The sequence below is a fragment of the Massilimicrobiota sp. SW1139 genome (assembly GCF_012027715.1).
In the GTDB taxonomy this organism is placed as follows: domain Bacteria; phylum Bacillota_I; class Bacilli_A; order Erysipelotrichales; family Coprobacillaceae; genus Allocoprobacillus; species Allocoprobacillus merdigallinarum.
Genome location: NZ_SJOR01000006.1, coordinates 78,587 through 104,431, shown reverse-complemented (window position 1 = coordinate 104,431; position 25,845 = coordinate 78,587). Strand labels below are relative to the sequence as shown.

Here is a 25,845-nt window from a genome sequence, read left to right as displayed (position 1 = left end):
ATCCAAAAAATCTAACCCTAGATAAATGTTGGTAAATATATTTGAAATACATCAATTATATGGTCTTAAATGAGAATTCATATATAAAATCTTTGTATTTTAACTCACATATAGAGTTCGTAATCTTCTTGTATATTCCCTTGAAAGTCGTTTTGTCATAATAATTCTTATTTTGATCTTTCATCTTATATAGTCCAATGTAGTTCTTTAAATACTTGTCTGATATCCCTCTATATCCATGCAAAAACAATTCAATAGACGAATGGAATCTTAATCCATTTGACTCCTAACTTTTTCATCAGTCCATGATATGAACATAGGCTGTCACTGACAACTGTACATTGTGAAGGGATTTTGTCTTTATATATTTCATAGAGATTCTTGGTATGTATTCTTCCTCTTTCTGATACCTGTATCACTTTATTGTTGTGTTCATCTATGGCACAGACAATGTTTCTCTTCTGATCGCTGATTCCTCTTTTCTTCTTTGATTCTTTATCTTCAACTGTTATTCCAGGATGTTTAACATCTGAAAGTTTTTCATCAAGGTAAACAACTCCATCTAGTATGCGATCTTCAGCCGTGAGAGAAGCACATACACTCAGTATCTTATGTCTCCACACAAGAGATGTATGTTCGCATATACCTGCAATATGAGCAGACTGTACAATGGTATCACCACGAAAGAGTGATTCCATATACAGATAACATTGATAGGCTTCTTTCTTTGAATATGAAAACAAAGTTCCTGTCATGGGCGAGAAAGTCTTATGGCAATGTTTGCATAAATATCTTTGATTTCCATTTTTATCCTTGCCATATTTAATGATATGATCATGTCAACAGTGAGAGCAAGAGGAACTGTCAAATTCATCAGACAGTTCCTTATGCACTTCATCATCATAGATATGATTGATGATATGGTTATTGAGCTTTTCTCTAATGATCTCAATTTCATCATCAGTTGCATTATTGATAATGGAATCAATAATATCATTAAACATTTTATCAGTCATAATATCTTCACCTCGATATAAGTATAGCACTGATGAAAATATCATGTTTTATTTTAAAGGGCTTTAACACCGTTTTTATGGAGTTAAAATCAATTACCAACATTTAATTGAAGTTAGATTTAAACACAAAAAAAGCTTTCTAGATATAAATTACAATTTCTTTATTTCAATCTATTTGTCTTACATATATCCTATTTCTCGCTAAAATATTTTCCAATCTTAAACATAAAGATTTTATCTTTATACCCATTCCCACCGTTCTTCTATATTCAGATTCCAATACAACATTCCTTCATCCTTCACAGATAATTTAAAAATTAATATAAAAAACTTACTCAAAACGAGTAAGTTATTCATGACTAGATTCAAATTGTGACTGATAAAGATCAGCATAGAAGCCACCTTTTTCCAATAATGACTCATGATTTCCTAATTCAACAATATCTCCATCTTTCATCACAATAATAGTATTGGCATCTTTGATTGTAGAAAGTCTATGCGCAATAATAAAACATGTTCTTCCTTCCATTAATTTATTCATACCACGCTGAATTAAAACTTCAGTTCTGGTATCAACAGATGATGTTGCTTCATCTAATATTAATATCTTAGGATTAGCAAGGAAAGCTCTCGCAATCGTTAATAACTGTTTTTGACCTTGAGATATATTACTAGATTCTTCATTAATGATGGTATCATATCCATCTTCCAATGTATTAATAAAATGATCAGCATACGCCAAACGACAAGCTTCATACATTTCTTCATCTGTAGCATCCAATTTTCCATATTTTAAATTTTCACGGATTGTTCCACCAAATAGCCATGTATCCTGCAAGACCATTCCAAATAGACTTCTTAAATCACTTCTAGCAAAATGAGTAATATCTTCACCATCAACTAAAATATGTCCACCATTCAATTCATAGAAACGCATCAACAATTTCACAATGGTTGTTTTTCCTGCACCCGTTGGCCCCACAATAGCCACACTTTGTCCAGTATGAACATGCATAGAGAAATCATGGATGATTGTTTTTTCTGGCGTATAACCAAATTGAACATGATTGAAAGTGACACTTCCCTGCATATGGTTAACTTGTTCGCTTGTGACTAAAGCGTGTTCTTCTTCCATTTCTGTTTCATCTAAAAATTCAAAAACACGTTCAGCAGCAGCGGCTGTAGATTGTAATTGATTCATGATTTGAGCCAATTGTGTAATAGGCTGATTAAATTGACGCACATACTGAATAAAAGCCTGAATATCTCCAATAGAGATCATATTTCCTGTCGCTAAAAATCCACCTAATAAGCAGACACCAACATATCCAATATTTCCAACAAATGTTGTCAGTGGCTGTAATAAACCTGAAAAGAATTGTGACTTCCAAGCTGAATTATATAAATCATCATTATATTCTTCAAATCTGGCAACAGAATCCTCTTCACCATTAAAGGCTTTGACAACCTGATGAGCACCATACATTTCTTCAATATGACCATTGACATTCCCTAAACTTGTCTGTTGAGAAATAAAGTATTTTTGTGTTCTTTTCATGATTTTTGACATTAAAAACATAGAAACAGGTAACACACATAATGCTAATAATGTCATTGGAATACTGATTGTCAGCATCATGATAAAAATTCCAATAACAGTTACTGAAGATGTCACGATTTGTGTTAAACTCTGATTCAATGATTGAGCAATCAAATCGACATCATTTGTCACACGTGATAATGTATCACCACTCGAATGTGTATCAAAATAACTGAGTGGCAAACGATCCATTTTTTCAGAAATTTCTTTTCTAAAATCATAAGCAACTTTTTGCGAAATACCAGAAGTTAAAAATCCTTGTATATAATTAAGAAGTGCACTTAATAAATAAATACAAACCAGGAAAAAGAGAATCTGGAAAATAGCATCAAAATCAATACCACCAGTATGTGTGACTTTCGCCATAATTCCTTCGCTCAATTTATCTGTGGCTTGAGCTAAAACTTTTGGTCCAAAGATTGAAAAAACAGTTGAACCCGCAGCAAATATAAAAATAAATATAAATTTCACATAATAAGGTCGTAAATGAGCAAACAATTTTTTAATTGTTCCCTTAAAGTCCTTAGCTTTTTCATTAGACATCTGTCTACCACCCATATGTCCTCTAGGCATTGGCTAATTCCTCCTTTGAAAGTTGTGAATAAGCAATTTCCTGATAAACCTGACAATTTTTCATCAATTCATCATGAGTTCCTTTTCCAACAATTTTTCCATCATCTAAAACAATAATCTGATCTGCATCCATGATAGAAGCGATTCTTTGTCCAACGATCAAAACAGTATTTTGATTTTTTTCCATCAATTGACTTAACTCTTTTCTTAAAATAGCATCTGTTTTAAAATCCAATGCTGAAAAACTATCATCAAAAATAAGAATTTCTGGATTTTTTGCTAAAGCTCTGGCGATAGCTAAACGTTGTTTTTGCCCACCAGACACATTTGTTCCACCTTGTGAAATAGCTTCATCTAAACCATGTGGTTTTGCATCAACAAATTCTTTTGCCTGAGCCACACGAATGACTTCATTTAATTCTTCATCAGTAGCATTATGAGCGCCATATTTTAAATTGGAACGAATCGTTCCTGAAAATAAGACTCCTTTTTGAGGAACAACACCAATACGTTCTCTTAAATCATGTTGATTCACATCTTTGACATTGACACCATCAACAATAACCTCACCTGCAGTGACATCATAAAAACGAGGAATCAAATTGATTAATGTACTCTTTCCTGAACCTGTTGAACCAATAAAAGCCGTTGTCTGTCCAGGTTTAGCTGTAAAGCTAATATGACTCAAAACAGCTTCATGAGCTCCAGGGTATTGGAATGAAACATCTTTAAATTCAACAACACCTTTTTGTTGTGAATCAAATTCAACAGGTTGTTTTGGATCTTGAATTGTTAATTCTGTTGATAAGACTTCATAAACACGATCAGCAGCCACACTGGCACGAGGAATCATAATGAAAATCATCGCAATAAATAAGAATGACATAATAATTTGCATTGTATATTGAATAAAGGCCATCATTTCTCCAATCGCAATATTTCCTAAATCTAATTGTTGAGAACCAACCCAAACAACCAAAACAGTCGCAAAATTCATGATAAACATCATGATTGGCATTAATGTTGCCATAGCGCGGTTAACAAATAAGTTAACAGTTGTTAAATCATCATTGGCTTTATCAAAACGTTCTTCACTGTGCTTTTCATTTCCAAAAGCTCTAATAACCAAAACTCCCGTTAAATTTTCACGCATTGTTAAATTCAATCTATCAATCAAAGACTGAATGACCTTAAATTTAGGTAAAACAACTTTCATCAAAACCATAATGACAAGTGTAATGACAATGAGAATCATTAAAATAATCCATGTCATTGATGATGAATGCGTAAAGGCTTTGATTAATGCACCAATTCCCATCATAGGTGCAAACAATACAATTCTCAATAACATAATCATTAACATCTGAACTTGCGTAATATCATTAGTTGTACGTGTAATTAATGAAGCTGTTGAAAATTTATTAAACTCGCTATTTGAAAAACTTTCAACTTTCTTAAAAACTGCTCGTCTTAAATCTCTCGCAAACCCAGCCCCTACTCTTGAAGATAAAAAGGCTGAAGCCATAGCTGCTAAAGAGCCTAATAATGCAATGCCTAACATCTTTAACCCAGCCACAAAAATATATTGTGTCTGTATCTGGTCAACATCTGCTCCTAAAGCCATATATTCATTTTTGACACCATTACCTGCAGCGACAAGCATTGTTGATTCACCCATTGTCTCAATTTGGGCATCAATTTTCTCTGTCATCTGATGACGTGTCTGTTCATCCATCATTTCAAAAACCTGATAAATATCCATCCCCTCAGGAATATTTTGAAACTGTTGCTGATATTCCTTTGAATTGGGATCCATTGAATCAATGGCAGAAACCATTAACATAGGTTTCATTAATGCACTTTCTAATTCTTCTGTTTCTTTTTGAGAAAGATCATGAAGTACATAGGCATCCTTTATTTTTGGAAATTTATCTTTTATATCTTGTGATAAATCGTCGTAAGAAGTCAAAGTATAGCTTGATTCAATCGTTTCTTTTTGCTTGTCATCAGCAAAAATCAAGAGATGTTCAAAAGTATCCTGACTATAAACATCACCTATTGATGTATCAAATCCACCAGCTTGTATCCCATTTGTTACAATATCACTCATATAATCTGGTAAGGCCAATTCTGATTGAGATTGAATAAAAACAAATCCAATACACAAAATGATTGGTAACCAAAACTTATATGCAAATTTTCGTAACTTAATCACTTGATTTCCTCCTTTAAATTCCTTTTTATTTTTTTGACAACATTCAAAACAGCCATATAATCTTCATCTGTCAGCCCTTTACAGACAATCTGATGAACATGATGAAAATCTTTCTTCATCTCGTCAATGACTGCTTCTCCTTGAGAAGATAAAACAATATAATAATGTCTTTTATCATCTTCATTCAGCTTTCTTTCAATAAGCCCCATATCCACCAATCTTTTGATCCTTACTGAAAGCGTAGCTTCAGTAATACGAAGTTTCTGTGCAATCTCTCTTTGATTCATCTGCTGATGAGCAATCAAAAAAATCAATTTTGCCTGTTCCATTGTTAAATGATGACATTTTTGAGAGGTTAACTTTTGAATCATTTTATGAATCTCTCTCATCTCCTCCATCATTTCACTAAAACAATCATATTCCATCAAATCCCTCCTATTACTTAGCGTACTCATCATTATACTTAGTATACTAAGTATTGTCAATAAAAAAGCGAATCATCATGATTCACTCTTTATTCTCTCACTTGTCCCTGACCATAGATTTTATATTGATATGATGTCATTTCTAACAAACCTAATGGTCCTCTGGCATGTAGTTTTTGCGTGCTGATACCAAGTTCCGCACCAAAACCAAATTGTCCTCCATCACTAAAACGTGTCGAAGCATTATGATAAACACATGCTGAATCTATACTATTTAAAAACATATGGGCAGTATCCTGATTTTCAGTAATAATAGCTTCAGAATGTTTAGTAGAATACTGATAAATGTGTTCAATAGCCTCTTGTAAACTATCCACAATTTTAACAGCCACAATATAATCGTCATATTCTGTCTCATAGTCTGTTAATGTAGCTAACTGACATGGAATGATCTTTTGAACTTTGCTATCTCCACGTATGTCAACACGTTCATGAAAAGCCTCATACAATAATGGTAAATACGTATCCGCTATATCCTGATGCACGAGAATGGTTTCAATGGCATTGCAGACAGATGGTCTTTGAATCTTTGCATTGACGGTGATATCTATGGCCTTTTTCAGATCTGCTTCTTTATCAATATACAAATGGCAATTTCCAGCACCTGTTTCAATAACAGGAACAGTTGCATTTTGCACAACATGTTGAATTAAGCCAGCTCCTCCTCGTGGCACGACAACATCCACATAACCATAAGCATGAATCAATTCATCAACCATTTCTCTTCCACCATAGTCAATCAATTGCACACAATCAACAGGTAATGTTTCTTTGATGGCTTCTCGCATAAGCTTTGTTAAAATGCGATTAGAATGCATAGCCTCTTTACCACCTTTTAATACACAGACATTTCCTGATTTGATACATAGACAGGCAATATCAACTGTTACATTTGGTCGAGATTCATAAATGATTCCAAAAATCCCAATAGGAACACGCACTTGTTTAATAAGCAATCCATTAGGTCTTTTGATCTCTCTGATTATATCACCAACTGGATCATCTAAACTCACTAATTTCAAAACATCATCTGCCATTGCAACAATTCTATCTTCATTCAGCAACAAACGATCAACCATCGCATCTGACATTCCTGATGCCTTTGCATGTTCTATATCTTTTTGATTTTCATTGATAATCTCTAAAACATGGTCTTTTAAAGCCTGAGCAATCTTTATTAAAGCCTGATTTTTAGATTGTGTATTCATTGTCATCATGTGACGACTGGCCTGTTTTGCCTGTGTCAATTGTTTGAAAAGTTGTTCATTCATGAGATTCACCTCCTAATATAACCATATTATCAGCATGAATCACTTCATCATAATCATAACTTTCCAATATATTTTTAATATCCTGACTATGATGTCCTTTGATTAATGCGATTTCAAAACTTGTATACTGTACAATCCCTTTTGCAATTCTTTGTCCTTGCTGATTCATAACATCCACAACCTGTCCCGCTAAAAACTGTCCATGAACATCACTAATGCCTGAAGGCAATAAACTTTTATGATGTCTTAAAGCTTGACACGCTCCATCATCAACAATAATTTCACCTTTAGATTGTGTTCGATAAGTTAACCAATGAGCTTTCGCATTAAGATGTTTACCCGTTTTCCCATTAAACCATGTACCTTCTTCATACTCATCAAAAATATGCAACAAACTCTCTTTCTTTTGACCATTTACAATCACCATATGCTTACCATAATCATTCACAATTTTCGCTGCTTTAATTTTTGTAGCCATACCACCTGTCCCTAATTTTGAAGTTGAACCTGAAGCCATGTTTTCAATCTCTTCATCAATCTGTTCAACATATTTTAAAAGCTGAGCCTGTGGATTATGATGAGGATTATCCGTATATAAACCATCTATATCACTAACCAAAATCAATAAATCTGCATCTATCACAGGTACTAACAATGCAGATAAAGTATCATTATCTCCTACTTTAATTTCATCTACTGCCAAAGCATCATTTTCATTCACAATCGGTATAACCCCATAATCAATTAAAGCATTCATTGTATGTGAAAGATTTAAAAGACGTTGACGATGATCAAAATCATCATGGTTCACTAAAACCTGTGCACATTTTAAGTGAAACAGTTGAAATATTTCTTCATAAATCTGCATCAACTGTGCCTGTCCAATAGCCGCTAAAGCCTGTTTTTGTGGTAACGTTTCAGGTTTTTTCTCTAATTTCATAGCCCCCATTCCAGCACTGATAGCACCTGAAGAAACGACCACAACTGTCATTCCCTGTTCAATTAATTGCGCTATTTGCATCACTAAATACAAAATCTTTTGTTGATCTATATAACCATTGGCATGACACAATGATGATGAACCAATCTTAATAATGACTTTTTTTATATTTTTAATCTCTCTCATGATACTCACTCCTCATTTCCTTATAAAATAAGTATTTTGCGATTTCAAATCTTCCTTTAAAAACTTCAATATATAAAAATAAAGATGTCACAATACAAAACAACATCAAAATATCATTTAAATGTCCAATCCATAAAACAATACAACCAGTTATAACCCAATAACAGGCATGACGTAAAATATATAATATATACAGATGAGCAAATTGAAAAATTCTTGTTTTCATCAATTGAATTGAATAGCTCATACATTCACTCCATGAAAGTTCTTCTAATTCCATCATATAAGGAACAGGCATAAATAATGCTGTTAAAAAAAGATAAACGGCAATACAGATCAGAATATTACCAACTAGAAATATATTTTGTAAAATCAATGCTATATATTCAAATTGAGGTACAAAATATTCTGTTTGTATTAATGTATTCCCCAATGACGAAAACCATTCAATAGGAAATTCTGATATCAATTCATGAATTGTCAAAAAAGATGGTAAAAAGCATATAAGCGTACACAAAACAATAATAGCTTTACGCATTAAATATGCAGGAGCTACTTTGGGAAAACAGAAAATACCATTCAATGAATCATGATAATCAAGAACTGGCTTTTCTTCATCAACCAGTTTCATTGCACATTTCACATAACCATGACTTATTGGACATAAAAACAGTGATACAAAAAAAGAGAAAATACCACTTCTTAAATATTGTGCTAAAATTCCAACATATCCAACATAGAAAAATTCAGGAATAATCTGTTTTTTATATTTTTGATATAACTGATTAGATTGTTGTTTAATGACATGAATATCCATAAATCTATCTCCTTGTTGAAAACATTATACACAACTTCCTATCATTTGTAAAAGAAGTTCATGAAAAATTATTTTTCTTCACAAAAAAGGCAGTTGAATACAACTACCTTACTCTTCTACAAATTGTGCATTATATAATTGACTATAAAACCCATTTTGAGCCAATAATTCCTCATGTTTTCCCTGTTCCACAAGGTAACCATCTTTAATGACTAAAATCAAATCAGCATTTTTAATTGTGGATAAACGATGCGCAATCACAAAGCTTGTACGACCTTTCATCACATTTTGCATAGCATCCTGTAATCTCTTTTCCAGTCGTGTATCAACCGATGATGTTGCTTCATCTAAAATCATAATTTGTGGATCTTTTAACATCGCTCTGGCAATCGTCAGTAATTGCTTTTCTCCTTGAGAAATATTATTGGCTTCTTCATTCACAATCATATCATAGCCATCTGGCAATGTTCTGATAAAATGATCCACATTAGCCTGTCTAGCTGCCTCAATCACTTCATCTTTTCTGGCATCTAAACGTCCATAATGTATATTTTCATAAATAGTCCCATGAAATAGCCATGTATCCTGCAAAACCATCCCAAACATAGAACGTAACTGTTCTCTTGGAATCTGTCGAATATCAACACCATCAATGCGAATGCTACCAGAAGTTACATCATAAAAACGTAACAACAAACTAATCAATGTCGTTTTTCCTGAACCCGTTGGTCCAACAATAGCTACCATCTGTCCACTTTGAATATCAATATTCAAATCGTGTAAAACTTCTTTGTCATGATATCCAAAACAAAGATGATCAAATTGAACATGCCCTTTTACATAAGTTAAGGTTTGTGGATTTTCAATTGGTTTTTCTTCAGTTTCGTTTAAAATTTCAGATATTCTATGTAAAGCCGCAAAAGCCGATTGAATTTGTGAAGATAAATTGCTGACTTGAGATATAGGATCATTGACCTGCCATATATAGCGGACAAAAGCCTGCAATTCTCCTACAAGTATACTGCCATTTAAAACAAATAAGCTCCCAACAAAACCAATTGTTCCAATAACCATATATGTCACAAGAGAAATACATGGCGAAATAATTGATGACATAAATTGGGCCTGAAATGCATTACGATAAAGTGTCTGATTGATATCTTTAAATTTTTCAATAGCATCTTGTTGTTTATTAAACAAAAGAATTTCTCGATAACCACCATACATTTCGGTAATAGCACCATTTAAATTTCCTAAAGCATCCTGCTGTGCCTGGAATTTCTTTTGTGAACGTTTAACAATAATCTTGGTAATGACCAATGCCACAGGAATAATCAATAAGACAATGCAAGTCATGACAATATGTATACGCACCATCATGACAATAGCTAAAATCAGCATCAATACACCTCTTATGATTTCCGTGAGTGTCTGTTGTAAGGCATTCGAAAGTGTATCTACATCATTTGTAATACGACTTAAAACATCACCATATTTATGTTTGTCAAAATAACTAACAGGTAATTTTCTAATCTTTTCTTGCAGGGCATTTCGCAAATCATGCATAGTTCTTTGAATAGAATTTGTCAAGGCTGTAATTGTGATAGACTGAGATATTGTCTTTAATAAATAAATGCCAAACAACATCACCATAATATGGATCACACGATCAAATTCAACATGTGCTCCTGGCACATTATTCATCATAGCCATCGCATCTTCCATCAATAACGAAGTCATCATTCCTTCAATCATAGGTGCAACAGATAATGCAAAACATGTCACAACAATCATGAATATAGCGATAATAAATCCCCACTTATAGGGTGATAAAAACGGAGAAATCTGTTGGACTGATTTTTTAAATGTCTGCCATTTTTTACTCATAGTTCAATTCCTCCTCACTTAATTGTGATGAAGCAATTTCATGATAAATAGGACATGTCTGTAAAAGTTCCTTATGTTTTCCATGCCCCACAATTTGCCCCTCATCCAATACAATAATCTGATCAGCATCTTTAATCGTTGAAATCCTTTGAGCAACAATGAAAACAATAGAATGTTGCGTTTCTTCTTTTAAAGCATGACGTAAAATGACATCCGTCTTATAATCCAGAGCCGAAAAAGAATCATCAAAAATATAAATCTCAGGTTTTCTGATTAAAGCTCTCGCAATACTTAAACGTTGTCTTTGTCCTCCTGAAACATTCGTTGCACTTTCTGTAATCATTTCATCAAAACCATTTGGTTTTTCCATAATAAAATCATAGCTTTGTGAAACTTTAGCAGCATGTTCTAACTCTTCTAAAGTTGCATCAGCCTTTCCATAACGTAAGTTTTCAGCTATTGTTCCTGTAAACAACATAGCTTTTTGAGGAATAAAACCAATTTTATTTCTCAAATCATCAATACGATAATCCTGTATATCGATACCATCAATAAGTATCTCTCCACTACTGATATCATAGAAGCGTGGAATCAGATTAATCAGTGTACTTTTACCAGATCCTGTACTTCCAATAAAAGCAATCGTTTCTCCTTCATGGGCTTCAAAAGAGATGTTTTTTAAAACAGCTTCCTCACCATCAGGATAAGCAAAAGTCACATTTCGAAAAGATAAATGATGTTGAGACGTTGAAGATTGTGGTGTTTGTAAAACATGATCTTTAATATCACTTTGCGTTGATAAAACACTCATAATACGTTTCGCTGAAACAGCGGCACGTGGATACATCACAAACACATTACAAAATAACATCATTGAAAACATGGCATGGAAAAGATATTCCTGAAAAGCAATGAGTTTTCCAACCTGTAATGTTCCAGCATCAATCATATGACTGGCTACATAAAAAATAACAAGTGTAACTAAATTCATTAAAAAATAAAAGATGGGCTGAGTTAAAAGCATCAGTTTAAAAATCTTTCTTGTATAACTTGTAAATTCATCATTTGTCTGATTAAAACGAGCTTGTTCATAAGCATCATTATTAAAAGCTCTAATGACTTTTAAGCCTGATAAATTCTCTCTTGTAATACGATTTAAACGATCCAATGATAACTGCTGTTTTTGTGACATTGGTTCTGATATTTTAGCTACAACGATAACCCCTACAACAATCACTGGTAATGTTGCGGCAATAATCAAAGAGAGTTCTAATGATGTACGCATTGTCATAAAAACACTAATGATAACCATAACTGGTGTTAATAAAGCTGTTCTCAAGATGACATTGACAAACAGCTGAATTTGAAAAGCATCATTATTTGTACGTGTAATTAATGATGAAATCCCAAAATGATTAAATTCATGTGGTGAAAATGTTTGAATATGACTAAAAATATCATTTCTCATATCTCTTGTAATAGATGTTGAAATTTTCGCACAACAATATCCTAAAACAATAGTTCCTGTTACCCCAATGATTGAAATCACAATCGCTAGAAACCACATAGAATAAAGATATTCCACATTTTGATTGGTAACCCCATTGTCAATCATATTGGCAATGATTGTTGGTAAACCTAATTCAACCAAAGCAAAGCCAAAGACAGATATAATATTTAAAATCAATAACTTTTTATATCTTTTGAGATAATGTAATATAAGTTTCATATAGTTCCCCCTTCCTTTTTAAACAGTATTAATCTTATTATATACTAAATAAAAATAAGAGTATAGCTCTAACATCATTCTACTAAAAAAAGAATATCAACAAGATATTCTTCCTCTTCATTATTGCTCTACGTCACAAGTGAATGGAGCATCTTTTAATCTGACAAAATAACCTTGATCATGTGAACAAACTGGACATAATTGAGGAGCACGTGTTCCTTCAAAAATAAATCCGCAATTCAGACACATCCAATAACAAGGCTGTTTGGATGCATAAAGTTGTCCATTTTCCAACAACGTCGCCATTTTTTCAAAACGATCACCATGTGTTTTTTCAATTTCAGCAATATTGAAAAAATCCTGTGCAATCTTATGAAAACCTTCTTCTTTTGCAATGGCTCCAAAATTCTGATAAACATCTTCATATTCTTCATATTCATTATGTCTGGCACTCTTTAATAATGATAAGACATCATCATAAGTATCAACAGGATATCCTCCATCAATCACAATCGTTTCACCTGTTAACTCTTTTAAATGATTGTAGAAGATTTCAGCATGTTCCTTTTCCTGATTGGCTGTAAAATAGAAGACATCTGCCAACATATGATGACCTTTTTTGGCTGCCAATCCTCCCGCAAATGTATAACGATTTCTCGCTTGTGATTCACCTGCAAAAGCACGCATTAAATTATCTTTTGTCTGACTATTTTTAAAATCCATATTTTCACCTCATCAAGAGTATGGACATTATTTTCATAAACATTCGCTATTTTTTATTTTTATTTTGAATCCACCCCATAATAAATGTTGAAAATTTTGTCAGCATCCAAACAATGATGACCATCCATAAAATCCATGCAAAAATACCAATCATATCAATTTGAACCCTAGCCAGATATAATTGCTTGCCTATCCCATGTTGAGCTGAAACAAAAACTTCTGCCATGACACCGACTTTAAAACTTAATGGTAAACATGTCCCAACAGCTGATAAAATATAACCTTTAATTAATGGTAAATAGGCATAACGAAGATTATAGTACAAAGGATGATGATACAAGGTGATGATATCCTGTAAATCACTATCAATATGCATCATTCCATGCATAGTATTGAAATAAAAGATCGGCATTAACATAAAAAAGATAATCAGTAATAAAGATAAATCACTATCAACCCATACCAGTAATATAAGCATATAGCCAATTTGTGGAATAGTCTGAAGTAAAGTCATTATTGGTTGTAAATAATGACGAAAGGATGAATAAAGACCACTGAATATGCCTAAAGTGATTCCTATCCCCATAGCCACAACAAAACTGATGAGAATACGAATCAATGTATAGAAGATAGCGATATAAAATGGCTTGTCAAACAAATAACTGCCCATACGCATCAAAACATCACCAGGAAATGGCAAGATGACTTCCTTTTGAATCATCCAGGAAGCCATCTGCCATAAAATAAGGAGAATAAAAACTGTCGTTAATTTTCTTTTCATGATACTAACATATCAGAGCTATAAGTGATGTTGAAGAGTTCAAGGAACTGTTTGATTTCATCTTCACATTGATGTGCTTCAACATAATGGACATTTTGACGTTCAATAGAGGCCACTGTTATATCAACACTAGGCAAACCTAACTGATCAATACCAATACTTTCTAGTTTTTCTTTTAAATCAGGATAATTGTTTTCTGTAAAATCTTGAATAGCCTTGAATAATTCATCATTTTGATATCCTTCTTTGACAAACATGGCTGCTTGAGGATATCCTTGTGTTCCATACTCTTTTTGTAAATCAACAAGAACAGATAAATTCATTCCTGATTGTTTTGCTTTCGCAATAGTCGCACTGGCAAGAGGTTCAGCCAGCATTCCTACTTCCACCTGTCCTGATAATAATTTTTGTTGAACAAGTGTTGCTGATGAATAATAATGTGGTTCAAGCTGTGTTTGAATAGCAACTGTTTCTACAATCTTTTGAGGCACTGCTCCTTCTCCAAACAAAGCTAACTCTCCTGTTTTTTGCAGGGCATCTTGTGATGTTCCTACATAATAAAGATTGCCCCATGTCAATACACTCTGTAAACGATAATCTGTTTGTCCTTTAGCAATCAACTGTGTCCCTAAATTAATAGGCGCTATAATGATGTCATATTCACTATCAGCTTTTGTCAATTCGGCAATAAGCTGATCAGTTCCATCAACCAACTGAATGTTCCCATCTTTTGTAATGTTTTCATATTCACCTACCAGCGCAAGTGAAGGCGCTCCAGTTGGACATAAAATATGAACAGTACTCCTTTCCTGATGACATCCCACCATCAATAAACTTGTCATCATACATAAACATATATTCATTAACTTCTTCATAAAAGCCTCCATCAATTATTTAAATCTTGCTTTTTTAGTATAGTGAGTATGAAGCAAGTGATGAGCCTTTTCGCTATTTGGTTCACCCAAATAGTTTTTATATAAATTCTGTATTTGTGAATTCTTATGTGATTTACGTACAGGTAATGAAATATCTTCATCATATAAAGCTTTGGCTCTGGCCTGTTTAAAATTAAATCCACTATTTCTAATCGTTGCATTGACATATGGTTGTCCACCACCATTAATGCAGCCACCTGGACATCCCATAATTTCAATAAAGTGATATGGAGAAACGCCATTTCTAATATCATCTAATAGTGGTTTAGCAAGTGCCATACTTTGCGCAACAGCAACTTTTAGCGTCTGTTCACCAATTTTAATCGTTGATTCTTTCACTCCTTCTACCCCTCTAACAGCATGATAATCAATCATGGAAAGGTCTTCATGAGCTAAGATATCAGCTACTGTTCTTAAAGCAGCTTCCATAACACCACCACTGGCACCAAAAATAACACCTGCACCACTATATTCACCAAAAAGATCCTGATCAAAATCATCATCTTTTAAATCTCTAAAATTAATACCAAACATCTTAATAAGTTTTGCAAGTTCTCTTGTTGTTAAAACAGCATCGACATCCTGATATGGAGATGTTTTATTCTCAGCTCGCTGTTTTTCACCCTTTTTAGCAACACAAGGCATAATAGAAACAACATAAATATCACGAGGAGCAATTCCCTTTGCCTCAGCATAAACAGATTTTACCATTGCCCCGAGCATCATGTGTGGTGATTTACAAGTAGAAAGATGATCAAGTAAATCTGGATACTCATGTTCAACATAGTTGACCCATCCTGGACTACAAGATGTAATCATTGGTAAAGTGCCCTGATTTTGTAGTCGATTTAAAAATTCATATCCTTCTTCCATGATTGTTAAATCTGCACCAAAATTTGTATCATAAACTTTATCAAATCCAACTAATTTTAAGGCATGTACCATTTTTCCAGTCACTTTTGTGCCAATTGGCATTCCAAATTCTTCACCCAAAGCGCCACGCACTGCTGGTGCGGTTTGTACAACAACATGCTTTTGTGGATCATTTAAGGCTTCAATAACATAATGAATTTCTTCTTTTTCATGCAAAGCACCAACAGGGCAGACATTAATACATTGTCCACATTGCATACAATTGACATCATCAAAGCTTTTATCATAAATAGGCGCAACTTTAGTTTTAAAACCACGATTCATATAACCTAAAACACCTAATCCCTGAACTTTCATGCATGTTTCAACACAACGTCCACACAAAACACATTTAGATGTATTTCTCACAATACCTGGTGATACGGTATCAAACGTTGGTTCACTCTTTTCACCAGCAAATGCATCTTCTCTGACACCAAGTTCCTGACACAAACGCTGTAATTCGCAATTGGTATTACGAATACATGATAAGCAGTCTTTAGAATGATTAGATACAATCAGTTCTACAACTCTACGTCTGGCATCCAAGGCACGTTGCGAATTGGTTTTAATGACCATACCATCACGCACAGGATAAACACAAGCTGCACATAATGTCTTGGCACCCTCTACCTCTACTTGACAGACACGACAGGCTCCTGTTCCAGTGACATCTTTTAAATAGCACAAAGTAGGAATATGAATGCCATTATTTTTGGCAGCTTCAAGAACTGTCTGTCCTTCATAAGCTTCAACTTCTCTATTATTAATTGTTATTTTTATTTTTGACATATCTACACCTACTTTCTTTCTATGACTTTAAAGTGACATGCTTTCATACATAGACCACAGCGAATACATTTTTCTGGATCAATTTCAAAGGCTTCTTTTCCAATCTTTCCACTGATAGCCCCCACAGGACATTGTCTTGCACAAAGACCACATTTACGACATTCATCTTTATCAATTTCATAACGAAGCAATTTCTTACATACTCCAGCAGGACAGCGTTTATCCACAATATGAGCGATATATTCATCTCTAAATTGTGTAATGGTTGAAAGAACTGGATTAGGAGCTGATTGTCCAAGTCCACAAAGAGCTGTATCTTTAATAGTCATCGCTAATGTTTCAAGCTCATCCAATGTTTCCATTGTTCCCTGACCATCACAGATCTGTTCAAGCAATTCTAACATACGCTTTGTTCCCACACGACATGGTGTACATTTGCCACATGACTCATCAACGATAAAGTCCATATAGAATCGAGCTACATCCACCATACAGTTATCTTCATCTAAAACAATCATTCCACCAGAACCCATCATAGATCCTAATTTAACAAGTTCATCAAAACCAATAGGTGTATCTAATTGGTCCTCAGTCAAACAACCTCCAGATGGTCCACCTGTCTGAACGGCTTTAAAACGCTTATGATTTGGACATCCTCCACCAATTTCATAAATCACTTCACGAAGCGTTGTTCCCATTGGAACTTCAACCAATCCTGTATTGGTAATTTTTCCACCCAAGGCAAAAACTTTTGTACCTGGTGATGATTCTGTTCCTATAGAGCGGAACCAGTCAGCACCATTTAAAATGATTTGCGCAATATTGGCAAAGGTTTCAACATTATTGATAATCGTTGGTTTTCCCCAAACCCCTTTATGAGCTGGAAATGGTGGTTTAGAAATAGGCATTCCTCTTTCACCCTGAATAGATTGAATCAAAGCTGTTTCTTCTCCACAGACAAATGCCCCTGCTCCTAAACGAATTTCCAAATCAAAATCAAAACCAGAATCAAAAATATTATTTCCTAATAATCCTAATTCTTTAGCTTGAGCAATCGCTGTTTTTAAACGTTCTACTGCAATAGGATATTCTGCACGAATATAAATATATCCATAATGCGCTCCTATCGCATAGCCTGCAATAATCATGGCTTCAATCACACTGTGAGGATTTCCTTCCAAAATAGAACGATCCATAAAAGCACCAGGATCTCCTTCATCGGCATTACAAATGACATATTTTTCTTCACCAGGTTCATCAAGCGCAAACTGCCATTTTAAGCCCGTTGGAAAACCTCCTCCACCACGTCCTCTTAGGCCACTCTTTTTAATCACATCGACAACTTCCTGAGATGTCATTTGTGATAAAACCTGTCCTAATGCAAAGTAACCATCCTGTCCAATATATTCTTCAATATTTTCAGGATCAATGACACCACAGTTATGCAAAGCAACACGCTTTTGTTTGGCATAAAAACGTGTATGATTAATATCATAAATTTCTTTTGTTTCCTGATCAGCCTCATTCAACATAAGGCGCTGAACAGGTCTTCCTTTATAAAGATGTTCCATAACGATTTCTTTGACGTCTTCTTTTTTGACACCTTTATAAATAATATTATCTGGATAAATGGAAATATTAGGTCCTGCTCCACATAAACCTAAACATCCTGTTCTTAAGACTTCTATTTCTCGACCAAGTCCCATTGATTTGATTTCTTTTTCAAATTCTTCAATTAATTCGCCTGAATTTCCAATTGTACAACCGGTTCCAGCACAAACTAAAACTTGTGTTCTCTTATATGGCATTTTCTACCCTCCTATTTTGAATATTGTCCGACTGTATATTCTTCAATCACTTCTCCATGTATCAAATGACGTAAAACAATGTCCTTTGCTTTTTTAGCATCAATCAATACATAAGTTGTCTTATGATTATCTTTATCAAAGACTTCTACAATGGGTTCTAAAGCACACATGCCAATACAGCCAGTCTGCATAACCGTTACAGGTAAATGGGCTTTTGCGACTTCTTCAACAAGTGTATTTAAAACAGGTCGTGCTCCAGCCGCTATACCACAAGTGGCCATACCAACGACAACACGATAATCCTGATCACCACTGCCACGCATAGCCATTTTCTCTTTAGCCTCATATCTAATCTTCTTTAATTCATCTAATGACTTCATTTCCACATACCCTCCTTTATATAATCTTTTAACCAAAGTATAATCTCAGGTTGATTAATAGGAACATCCTCAAGCAATTCTTTAATTTCCTGTGTATCTAAAACAAATTCCCTATCATCTTCCTGATAACGAAAACAATAATCTATATGTTCATCATATTGAAGCAAGGAAACAACTGTTTCCACTAAATCTCCCATTGGTGGTGTATCAATATGATTTTTAACATACTCACCAATAATCGTTGTTCCTTTGTTTTCTTTTGAATCAATAAAGAAATATCCACCGGTCATTTCCACACTTTCTTTAAACATCGGAATTCCTAAACCAATAGAACGTGTTGTTCGTGTTGTATAAAAAGGATCAATCACTTTTTGTAATGTGTCATGATTCATACCACAACCATCATCACGAACTTCAATATGAATTTTATTTTCTTTTTGACTATTCACAATCCATATGTGTATCAAATGAGCACCAGCACGTATAGAATTTTGAACAATATCTAAAATGGTCATAGCGATTTCTTGCATATTCTTTGACTCCATAATCTCTTTAATTTATCTTCATCAATGGTATATATAGGTTCTTGAATATCTTCCAATTGATGAGCATCACTATTGATAAAAACATATTCATCTTTGACATTTGGACACAGTTTTTTTAAATCACGATATTCTTTTAAGCATGTCACTTCGATACCATCATAGTCTAAGTCTTCTGGTATGCCATGATAAATTTCATAAATACCATATTTTTGAGCCAGTACATGCGCTAAAATAATAATCCCTTGAAAACGATGAATAGCTTCTACAATTTCATAAATATTTAAACGTAAAGAATTCAGTAATAAATATTGTTCTTCATCTTCAATCTCATCATTGACATCAAATATATATTGATGGCCATAATATTGGCAATCGTTTTCTTGTTTGATAAGATGCTGCTCTATCCACTGTTGAATAGGTTTTAAATCTGTGCCTCTTTGAAAGTAAGCTAACATATGAATGTTTTCAATGCTTTGTAATTCTACACCATGTATAAAATTGATCTTTCCTTCTAATATGGGACTTTGAATCACTTTTTCTAAATAATATTGTTGTTTTAAAGAATTATGATCAGTAATCGCAATAAGATCTAACCCTTTGATATAAGCCATATTGAAAATATTATGAATTGTCATTGTGTCATCACTGCAAGGTGACAAGGCAGAATGAATGTGTAAATCATAATACATACTATAAACCTAAAGCTATCAGCTCTTTAGCAAGATGAAAAGCATCCTGTTGACTGACAAATAATGGAATTTGTAGATCCGTTGCTTTTTGAATCGTTTGCCTGTCAGGATAGTTATTTTGAACAAAAACAATTCCTGCAAAATCATGCAATTCAGCAATCGCAATCACATTCAAATGCTTTTGTACAGTTAACCACAACATACCTTCTTGACCACTTGCCATGACAACACTCAATAAATCACCAATATAAACATCCTGAATATCCTGATTGAAAGAAACATCATTAATAGATTGTAAAGGTAATTGTAATATCTCTTTGACTTTCATCATTTCACCTTCTTTTTAACACGACACAATGAATCATCCACTTCTCCACTGGCAATGCGCATAGCCAAACTACGACAATTGGCAAAGCCACAGCTACCACAGTCGTATTGTGGCAAAGTTTCTAAAATGGCATTGACTTTATGAAACCAGGCCATACGTTCTTTAAAAGTTTGTTTTTGTTCATTGACACGACGCTTTTTAAAATATTCATTATGTTTTAATGCAACAGCAGGTGCATCACATTGAGATACCATACTTTCAATACGAAAACGTCCTTCAAATGGGTTATTCCATAAATAATAGCCACCAATACACCCCTGATAACAATGATACAGGGCAATCAACTGAATATGTTTTAACTGATCAAATTCAATCAAATCTAAAACCATACGAATCTGAGATAATCCTTCAACACTCATCACAGATAAACGATGATCCCCAAATAAATCACTGACATTACTTTTGATACCATCTGCGTTTATAGTCATCTCTTCCTTGCCTTTTCCTTTTCGTTTATTAAAATGAGGAAACATTCTAGAAATACTCAAAGCATAATCAATCTGTGAATCCATTTTCCCAAGCGGTTCTTTCGCAAGTGTTAATTTACCTACACATTCACAGAGTGAAAAGATTCCTATATCTTTTCCCTTATATTTTTCTCTTAAACGTTTAGCCGCAATTTCGACTGGATAATCATAAGGCAATAGATGATCAATCAATGTTGGATATTCCTGTTTAATTAATCTGTTAATGGTTGGACAAAATGATGTCAGCATCACCTGAGATGAGTTTAAACTATCCTGTAATGCCTGTTGATAAAGTTGTCCTTCAATATCACTATATTGAACAACTTCATCAAAATGAAATTCTTTTATCGCATAAACAAAATCTTTAAGTTCATCGAATTTTTGAAAATCTGAAAGTATTGATGTTGGTATTAACGCAATATTATACTCATGTTGTTGAAATGCTTTTTCCAGATTGACTTCTCTTATTCTTAACTGTTTATGTTGACATGATTGAACACAGACATGGCAATGAATGCAGTGTGCATCATCAATTACAACTTTTCCATTGATGATAGATATAGCTTCTGTAGGACACGATTTGACACATTTAATACAACTTGTGCAGTGATCACCTAAAAAATGGATAACAGGTTTCATTGAAATGTCATGCGAATATGTGTCCCCTCTTTTGAAGATGTCATCTCAAAAGAAGAAGCTACACTTTTCATATTATATAATCCCATACCTGCACCAAATCCCAGTGATCGTGCTTTTGCAGAAGCGGTTGAATAACCTGGCTTTTGAGCTAATTCAAGATCTTCAATTCCTGGTCCTATATCATCAAATAAGAGCTGAATCAATCCCTCATCATCAATTTCAAAAGTGACTGTACCACCATCAGAATGGATGACAATATTCATTTCTGCTTCATAACAGGCAATGGCGACAGCTTTAAGAACAATGCGATCAATACCAATAGATTTGAGAGTTCTTTTAATATCTGTAGAAACTTTTCCAGCATCTTCATAATTATCTTTTTCTACCTGATAAACTTTTTTCATTATCTCATTCCTTGTCTATAAAGTTGTCCACATACCTCAAACATTGTCTGATTCGTTTGAAAGATATTGATATGCAAATCTTTTGCTGTTTCGATAATATGACAATCAATCGGTTTTCCTCTTACAAAAAGAACAGTATCTAAATCGAGTACTTCAGCAGTTCTTAATGACTGAACATTAGAAAGACCCGTTAAAAACAAAACATCCTCAGTTTCATTTTTCAATAATGCTAAAGCATCAGACATTAAATCTGTCGCAAAACCTTTGTCATAATTTTTTTCATAAATATTTTCATCAGCAATATAAATGGCCCTGGCATCCAACATATCAATAATGTCTTTCATCAACATAGTTCTTCTTCCTTTAAGTAATCAAGAATCAGCATTTTCAAATCTTCCAGTTGTTTTTGACATCCAAATACAGTGCCATCAACACTGACAACAGGAGCTAAACCACAGGCTCCAACACAACGTGTGGCATCAATGGAAAATAATCCATCTTCACTTGTCGAATTGACTTCACATTCTGTCATTTCACAGAGTAAATCCAAAATCGTTTGAGCACCATTGACATAACAGGCTGTTCCCAAACATACAGAAATGATATGTTTACCTTTTGGTTCTGTTGTAAACTGTGAATAAAATGTCACAACACCATAAACTTTAGAAACGGGAACATTTAATGCTTCAGCTATTTTTTCCATTGCTTCAAAAGGAATATATCCAAGTTCATCCTGAATATCATGAAGCATTAATTTCATGGGACCACGCTCATCTTTATGCTTATCAACAATAGCGTCAATTTTATCTAAATACTCTTGTTTTAAACCACCCATACACATACTCCTTTCTTCTTCATATGTTCATTATAACATAGTTTGAAAGCGCTTAACATTAAATTTATTTGTTTATCAAAACAAAAAAAGATTATCAGAATCACTAATAATCTCCTCTTTGATGAAATTCTTTTTTATTACCACTGATTTGATGTCTTTCCCTCAATTTCTCTTCTATATCCTCAACCTGAATACCTTGTTGATACATCAAAACCAATACATGATAAAATAAATCACTGATTTCACCAATTAATTCTTCTTGATTGTTGTTTTTTGCTGCAATAATTGTTTCACTGGCTTCTTCGCCTACTTTTTTACAGATTTTATCAACACCCTGTTCCAATAAATAATTTGTATATGATTTTTCAACAGGATGTACCTGTCGATCTGCAATGACATCATAAACTTCATGAAAAATATTCTTTTCAAAAATGTAAGGTATGACTTCCTGAAAGAAACATGAATAGGCTCCAGTATGACAGGCTGCTCCAACCTGTTCAACCAGAATCAGTAAAGTATCCTCATCACAATCTAAATACATTCCCTGAATATATTGGAAATGTCCAGATGTTTCTCCTTTATGCCAAAGTTCCTGACGTGAACGTGAATAAAAATAAGTTTCTTTGGTTGTCAACATTCTTTCATAAGCCTCTTCATTGACATAAGCTAACATCAATACATCCTTTGTTTTGACATCTTGTACAATCGCTGGGATTAACCCATTTCCTTTTTCAAAATCTGGTTTCATCAATTCTCAATTCCTCCTTACTGGAATGTGATGACTGGCACATAATGCTTTCACATCATCAATAGTCGCTTCCTGATAGTGAAATAAAGAAGCTGCCAAGGCCCCATCACAATTTGTTTTTTCAAATACTTCCACAATATCTTCCTGATTCCCACACCCACCACTGGCTATGACGGGAATAGAAACAACGTCAAGGACTGCATTTAACATATCAATATCAAATCCATCACGGGTTCCATCTTTATCCATAGATGTCAATAAAATCTCACCAGCTCCCAGCTGTTCACATTGTTGAACCCATGCGATTAAATCCAATCCCGTATTTTTTCTACCACCAGCCATATAGACATCATAGCCACTTTGATCATCACGCATCTTGGCATCAATCGCCACAACGACACACTGCACACCAAATTCATCTGCAGCCTGTTGAATCAATTGTGGATTTAAAATCGCTGCTGAATTGATAGAGACTTTATCTGCCCCACTGGATAAAATCATACGAAAATCATCTAAAGTACGAATACCACCACCGACAGTTAATGGAATCGACAATTCACTGGCTGCACGTTGAATGAGATCTTTGATAATATCACGATTTTCATAAGTCGCTGTGATATCTAAAAAAACAACTTCATCAGCACATTGTTCATCATATCTTTTCGCAATTTCAATAGGATCACCCACATTTTTTAATCCTACAAAATTCACTCCTTTGACAACCATACCATCTTTAATATCTAAACAAGGAATGATTCTTTTGGCAAGCATGATATCACCTCTTTCAAGTCAATCTGACCTTCATAATAAGCTTTTCCAACAATACAGCCATAATAACCTTGTCTGGTTGCTTCCAAAATATCTTCAGCTCCTTTTACACCGCCAGAAACAATGCAATGTAAAGATGTTGTGTCTTTGATTTTTTGATAGATGGGAAATGATGGTCCCTGTAATGTACCATCTTTAGAAATATCTGTACACACAATATATTGAACCCCCATTTTTTCTAATTCCTGTAAAAAATCTAAGTAATATATCTGTGTATTGACAAGCCATCCTGAAGTCGATACAAATCCATCTTTGATATCCACGCCCACAACAATACGTTTAGCTCCATATTTCTTTAAAGCTGTTTTTAAAAATTCAGGATTTTCAATAGCTGCCGTACCTAAAATCACACGGTCAATCCCTATTTTTTCTAAGTATAGTTCTACAGTATCTATCGTTCGAATGCCACCACCGACTTCAATAGGAATGGAGATGGTCTGACGAATTTTTTGAATTGTTGAAAGATTTGTTGTTGTCCCATCTTTAGCCCCATCTAAATCTACCACATGTAAATAATTGGCTCCCATATTCTGAAACTGTAAAGCCAGTGTTTCTGGTGATGAAGAATAGACTGTTTTTTGTTGATAATCACCTTTATATAAACGCACTGCCTCACCATCTTTTAAATCAATTGCTGGAATAATAATCATTGCACCATCTCCTTAAACGCTAATAAAATTTTTCTTCCGACTGCACCACTTTTTTCAGGATGGAACTGACATCCCATGACATGATCCTTTGCGACAACAGCCGTAATCTTGGCTTGGCCATATTCACAACAGGCAATGAGTTCATCATCGGTTGGATAAGCCATATAAGAATGAACAAAATAAACATAATCCCCATTTTTTATATTTTTCATTAAGGGATGATCTTGTGTGAGAATCAGTTCATTCCATCCCATATGTGGGATTTTGGCCTGCACATCCATCAGTTTGACTTCACCCTTTAAAAAACCTAATCCTTCCGTTGGAGTCACTTCATAACCTTTTTCAAATAAAATTTGCATTCCTAAACAGATTCCCAATATTGGAATACCCGCTTCTTTTCTTTCTTTTAAAATATCAATGAGATCATATTTCTTTAAATGTTCCATCGCTACTGGAAATGTTCCTACACCAGGCAGTACAATCCCCTTGGCCTGTCGAATCACATCGTGATCTCGACTCACCACAACATCCATACCAAGTTTCAAAAAAGCATTTTGCACACTCATTAAGTTTCCAACATGATAATCAATAATCACAATCAT

The 25,845-nt window shown here is 33.9% G+C and carries 27 protein-coding genes and 1 pseudogene; all 28 read right to left on the bottom strand.

All coding sequences use genetic code 11. The features are described 5' to 3' along the window. Positions 1 to 251: 251 nt before the first annotated feature. Entirely contained in the window at positions 252 to 698 is a 447-nt protein-coding gene (locus E0K96_RS05380; protein ID WP_168081746.1) for a hypothetical protein, read from the bottom strand. Between the two features lie 72 nt (positions 699 to 770). Then, positions 771 to 830 (bottom strand): annotated as a pseudogene (locus tag E0K96_RS12385) (IS1/IS1595 family N-terminal zinc-binding domain-containing protein); the annotation flags it as partial. 9 nt (positions 831 to 839) lie between these two features. Next, positions 840 to 1,016 (bottom strand): hypothetical protein, encoded by a 177-nt coding sequence (locus tag E0K96_RS05375; protein WP_168081744.1) that lies wholly within the window; start codon positions 1,014 to 1,016, stop codon positions 840 to 842. A gap of 349 nt (positions 1,017 to 1,365) precedes the next feature. Further along, a complete protein-coding gene (locus E0K96_RS05370; protein ID WP_168081742.1) occupies positions 1,366 to 3,189 on the bottom strand; it encodes an ABC transporter ATP-binding protein in 1,824 nt (607 codons plus the stop codon). Further along, on the bottom strand, positions 3,182 to 5,404 hold the full coding sequence (locus tag E0K96_RS05365; RefSeq protein WP_168081740.1) for an ABC transporter ATP-binding protein: 2,223 nt from the start codon (positions 5,402 to 5,404) through the stop codon (positions 3,182 to 3,184). Before E0K96_RS05365 ends, E0K96_RS05370 begins: the two co-directional genes overlap by 8 nt. After that, positions 5,401 to 5,829, bottom strand: coding sequence for a MarR family winged helix-turn-helix transcriptional regulator (locus E0K96_RS05360; protein ID WP_168081738.1), 429 nt, complete (start codon positions 5,827 to 5,829; stop codon positions 5,401 to 5,403). The genes E0K96_RS05365 and E0K96_RS05360 overlap by 4 nt, the downstream gene beginning before the upstream one ends. A gap of 89 nt (positions 5,830 to 5,918) precedes the next feature. Next, positions 5,919 to 7,160, bottom strand: a complete 1,242-nt coding sequence (locus tag E0K96_RS05355) for a glutamate-5-semialdehyde dehydrogenase (RefSeq protein ID WP_168081736.1) — start codon at positions 7,158 to 7,160, stop codon at positions 5,919 to 5,921. Beyond that, the gene (gene proB, locus E0K96_RS05350; protein ID WP_168081734.1) at positions 7,153 to 8,286 is read right to left on the bottom strand and encodes a glutamate 5-kinase; all 1,134 of its coding nucleotides are present in this window, start codon (positions 8,284 to 8,286) and stop codon (positions 7,153 to 7,155) included. Before proB ends, E0K96_RS05355 begins: the two co-directional genes overlap by 8 nt. Next, positions 8,273 to 9,103 (bottom strand): hypothetical protein, encoded by an 831-nt coding sequence (locus tag E0K96_RS05345; RefSeq protein WP_168081732.1) that lies wholly within the window; start codon positions 9,101 to 9,103, stop codon positions 8,273 to 8,275. The genes proB and E0K96_RS05345 overlap by 14 nt, the downstream gene beginning before the upstream one ends. Positions 9,104 to 9,211: 108 nt before the next feature. Continuing rightward, positions 9,212 to 10,990, bottom strand: a complete 1,779-nt coding sequence (locus E0K96_RS05340; protein ID WP_168081730.1) for an ABC transporter ATP-binding protein — start codon at positions 10,988 to 10,990, stop codon at positions 9,212 to 9,214. Continuing rightward, positions 10,983 to 12,719 carry an ABC transporter ATP-binding protein gene (locus tag E0K96_RS05335; protein ID WP_168081728.1) on the bottom strand — a complete coding sequence of 579 codons (1,737 nt, stop codon included), beginning with the start codon at positions 12,717 to 12,719 and terminating at the stop codon, positions 10,983 to 10,985. Before E0K96_RS05335 ends, E0K96_RS05340 begins: the two co-directional genes overlap by 8 nt. Before the next feature lie 120 nt (positions 12,720 to 12,839). Beyond that, the gene (gene rbr / locus E0K96_RS05330) at positions 12,840 to 13,442 is read right to left on the bottom strand and encodes a rubrerythrin (protein ID WP_168081726.1); all 603 of its coding nucleotides are present in this window, start codon (positions 13,440 to 13,442) and stop codon (positions 12,840 to 12,842) included. A 46-nt stretch (positions 13,443 to 13,488) separates the two neighbouring features. Next, positions 13,489 to 14,223: an ABC transporter permease gene (locus E0K96_RS05325; protein WP_168081724.1), complete on the bottom strand. Its 735-nt coding sequence runs from the start codon at positions 14,221 to 14,223 to the stop codon at positions 13,489 to 13,491. Beyond that, entirely contained in the window at positions 14,220 to 15,098 is an 879-nt protein-coding gene (locus E0K96_RS05320; protein WP_168081722.1) for a hypothetical protein, read from the bottom strand. The genes E0K96_RS05325 and E0K96_RS05320 overlap by 4 nt, the downstream gene beginning before the upstream one ends. A gap of 15 nt (positions 15,099 to 15,113) precedes the next feature. Beyond that, positions 15,114 to 16,862, bottom strand: coding sequence for an NADH-dependent [FeFe] hydrogenase, group A6 (locus E0K96_RS05315; RefSeq protein ID WP_168081720.1), 1,749 nt, complete (start codon positions 16,860 to 16,862; stop codon positions 15,114 to 15,116). Positions 16,863 to 16,870: 8 nt separating this feature from the next. Further along, a complete protein-coding gene (locus tag E0K96_RS05310; protein WP_168081718.1) occupies positions 16,871 to 18,670 on the bottom strand; it encodes an NADH-quinone oxidoreductase subunit NuoF in 1,800 nt (599 codons plus the stop codon). A gap of 11 nt (positions 18,671 to 18,681) precedes the next feature. Next, positions 18,682 to 19,050, bottom strand: a complete 369-nt coding sequence (locus tag E0K96_RS05305) for a (2Fe-2S) ferredoxin domain-containing protein (RefSeq protein ID WP_087243270.1) — start codon at positions 19,048 to 19,050, stop codon at positions 18,682 to 18,684. Then, positions 19,047 to 19,580, bottom strand: coding sequence for an ATP-binding protein (locus E0K96_RS05300; RefSeq protein ID WP_087243271.1), 534 nt, complete (start codon positions 19,578 to 19,580; stop codon positions 19,047 to 19,049). Before E0K96_RS05300 ends, E0K96_RS05305 begins: the two co-directional genes overlap by 4 nt. Next, positions 19,562 to 20,284 carry a PHP domain-containing protein gene (locus E0K96_RS05295; RefSeq protein WP_168081716.1) on the bottom strand — a complete coding sequence of 241 codons (723 nt, stop codon included), beginning with the start codon at positions 20,282 to 20,284 and terminating at the stop codon, positions 19,562 to 19,564. The genes E0K96_RS05300 and E0K96_RS05295 overlap by 19 nt, the downstream gene beginning before the upstream one ends. A gap of 1 nt (position 20,285) precedes the next feature. Further along, positions 20,286 to 20,612: a hypothetical protein gene (locus tag E0K96_RS05290; protein WP_087243273.1), complete on the bottom strand. Its 327-nt coding sequence runs from the start codon at positions 20,610 to 20,612 to the stop codon at positions 20,286 to 20,288. Next, a complete protein-coding gene (locus E0K96_RS05285; RefSeq protein WP_168081714.1) occupies positions 20,612 to 21,778 on the bottom strand; it encodes a [Fe-Fe] hydrogenase large subunit C-terminal domain-containing protein in 1,167 nt (388 codons plus the stop codon). The genes E0K96_RS05290 and E0K96_RS05285 overlap by 1 nt, the downstream gene beginning before the upstream one ends. Next, the gene (locus E0K96_RS05280; protein WP_087243275.1) at positions 21,775 to 22,182 is read right to left on the bottom strand and encodes an ATP-binding protein; all 408 of its coding nucleotides are present in this window, start codon (positions 22,180 to 22,182) and stop codon (positions 21,775 to 21,777) included. The genes E0K96_RS05285 and E0K96_RS05280 overlap by 4 nt, the downstream gene beginning before the upstream one ends. Beyond that, entirely contained in the window at positions 22,182 to 22,532 is a 351-nt protein-coding gene (locus E0K96_RS05275) for a hypothetical protein (protein WP_087243276.1), read from the bottom strand. Before E0K96_RS05275 ends, E0K96_RS05280 begins: the two co-directional genes overlap by 1 nt. Continuing rightward, positions 22,526 to 23,017, bottom strand: coding sequence for an NADH-quinone oxidoreductase subunit NuoE family protein (locus E0K96_RS05270; protein WP_087243277.1), 492 nt, complete (start codon positions 23,015 to 23,017; stop codon positions 22,526 to 22,528). Before E0K96_RS05270 ends, E0K96_RS05275 begins: the two co-directional genes overlap by 7 nt. 103 nt (positions 23,018 to 23,120) lie before the next feature. After that, a complete protein-coding gene (gene hisIE / locus E0K96_RS05265; RefSeq protein WP_087243278.1) occupies positions 23,121 to 23,765 on the bottom strand; it encodes a bifunctional phosphoribosyl-AMP cyclohydrolase/phosphoribosyl-ATP diphosphatase HisIE in 645 nt (214 codons plus the stop codon). A gap of 6 nt (positions 23,766 to 23,771) precedes the next feature. Then, entirely contained in the window at positions 23,772 to 24,536 is a 765-nt protein-coding gene (hisF, locus tag E0K96_RS05260; protein WP_168081712.1) for an imidazole glycerol phosphate synthase subunit HisF, read from the bottom strand. After that, the gene (hisA, locus tag E0K96_RS05255) at positions 24,506 to 25,243 is read right to left on the bottom strand and encodes a 1-(5-phosphoribosyl)-5-[(5-phosphoribosylamino)methylideneamino]imidazole-4-carboxamide isomerase (protein ID WP_168081710.1); all 738 of its coding nucleotides are present in this window, start codon (positions 25,241 to 25,243) and stop codon (positions 24,506 to 24,508) included. The genes hisF and hisA overlap by 31 nt, the downstream gene beginning before the upstream one ends. Next, positions 25,240 to 25,845, bottom strand: a complete 606-nt coding sequence (gene hisH, locus E0K96_RS05250) for an imidazole glycerol phosphate synthase subunit HisH (protein ID WP_087243281.1) — start codon at positions 25,843 to 25,845, stop codon at positions 25,240 to 25,242. The genes hisA and hisH overlap by 4 nt, the downstream gene beginning before the upstream one ends.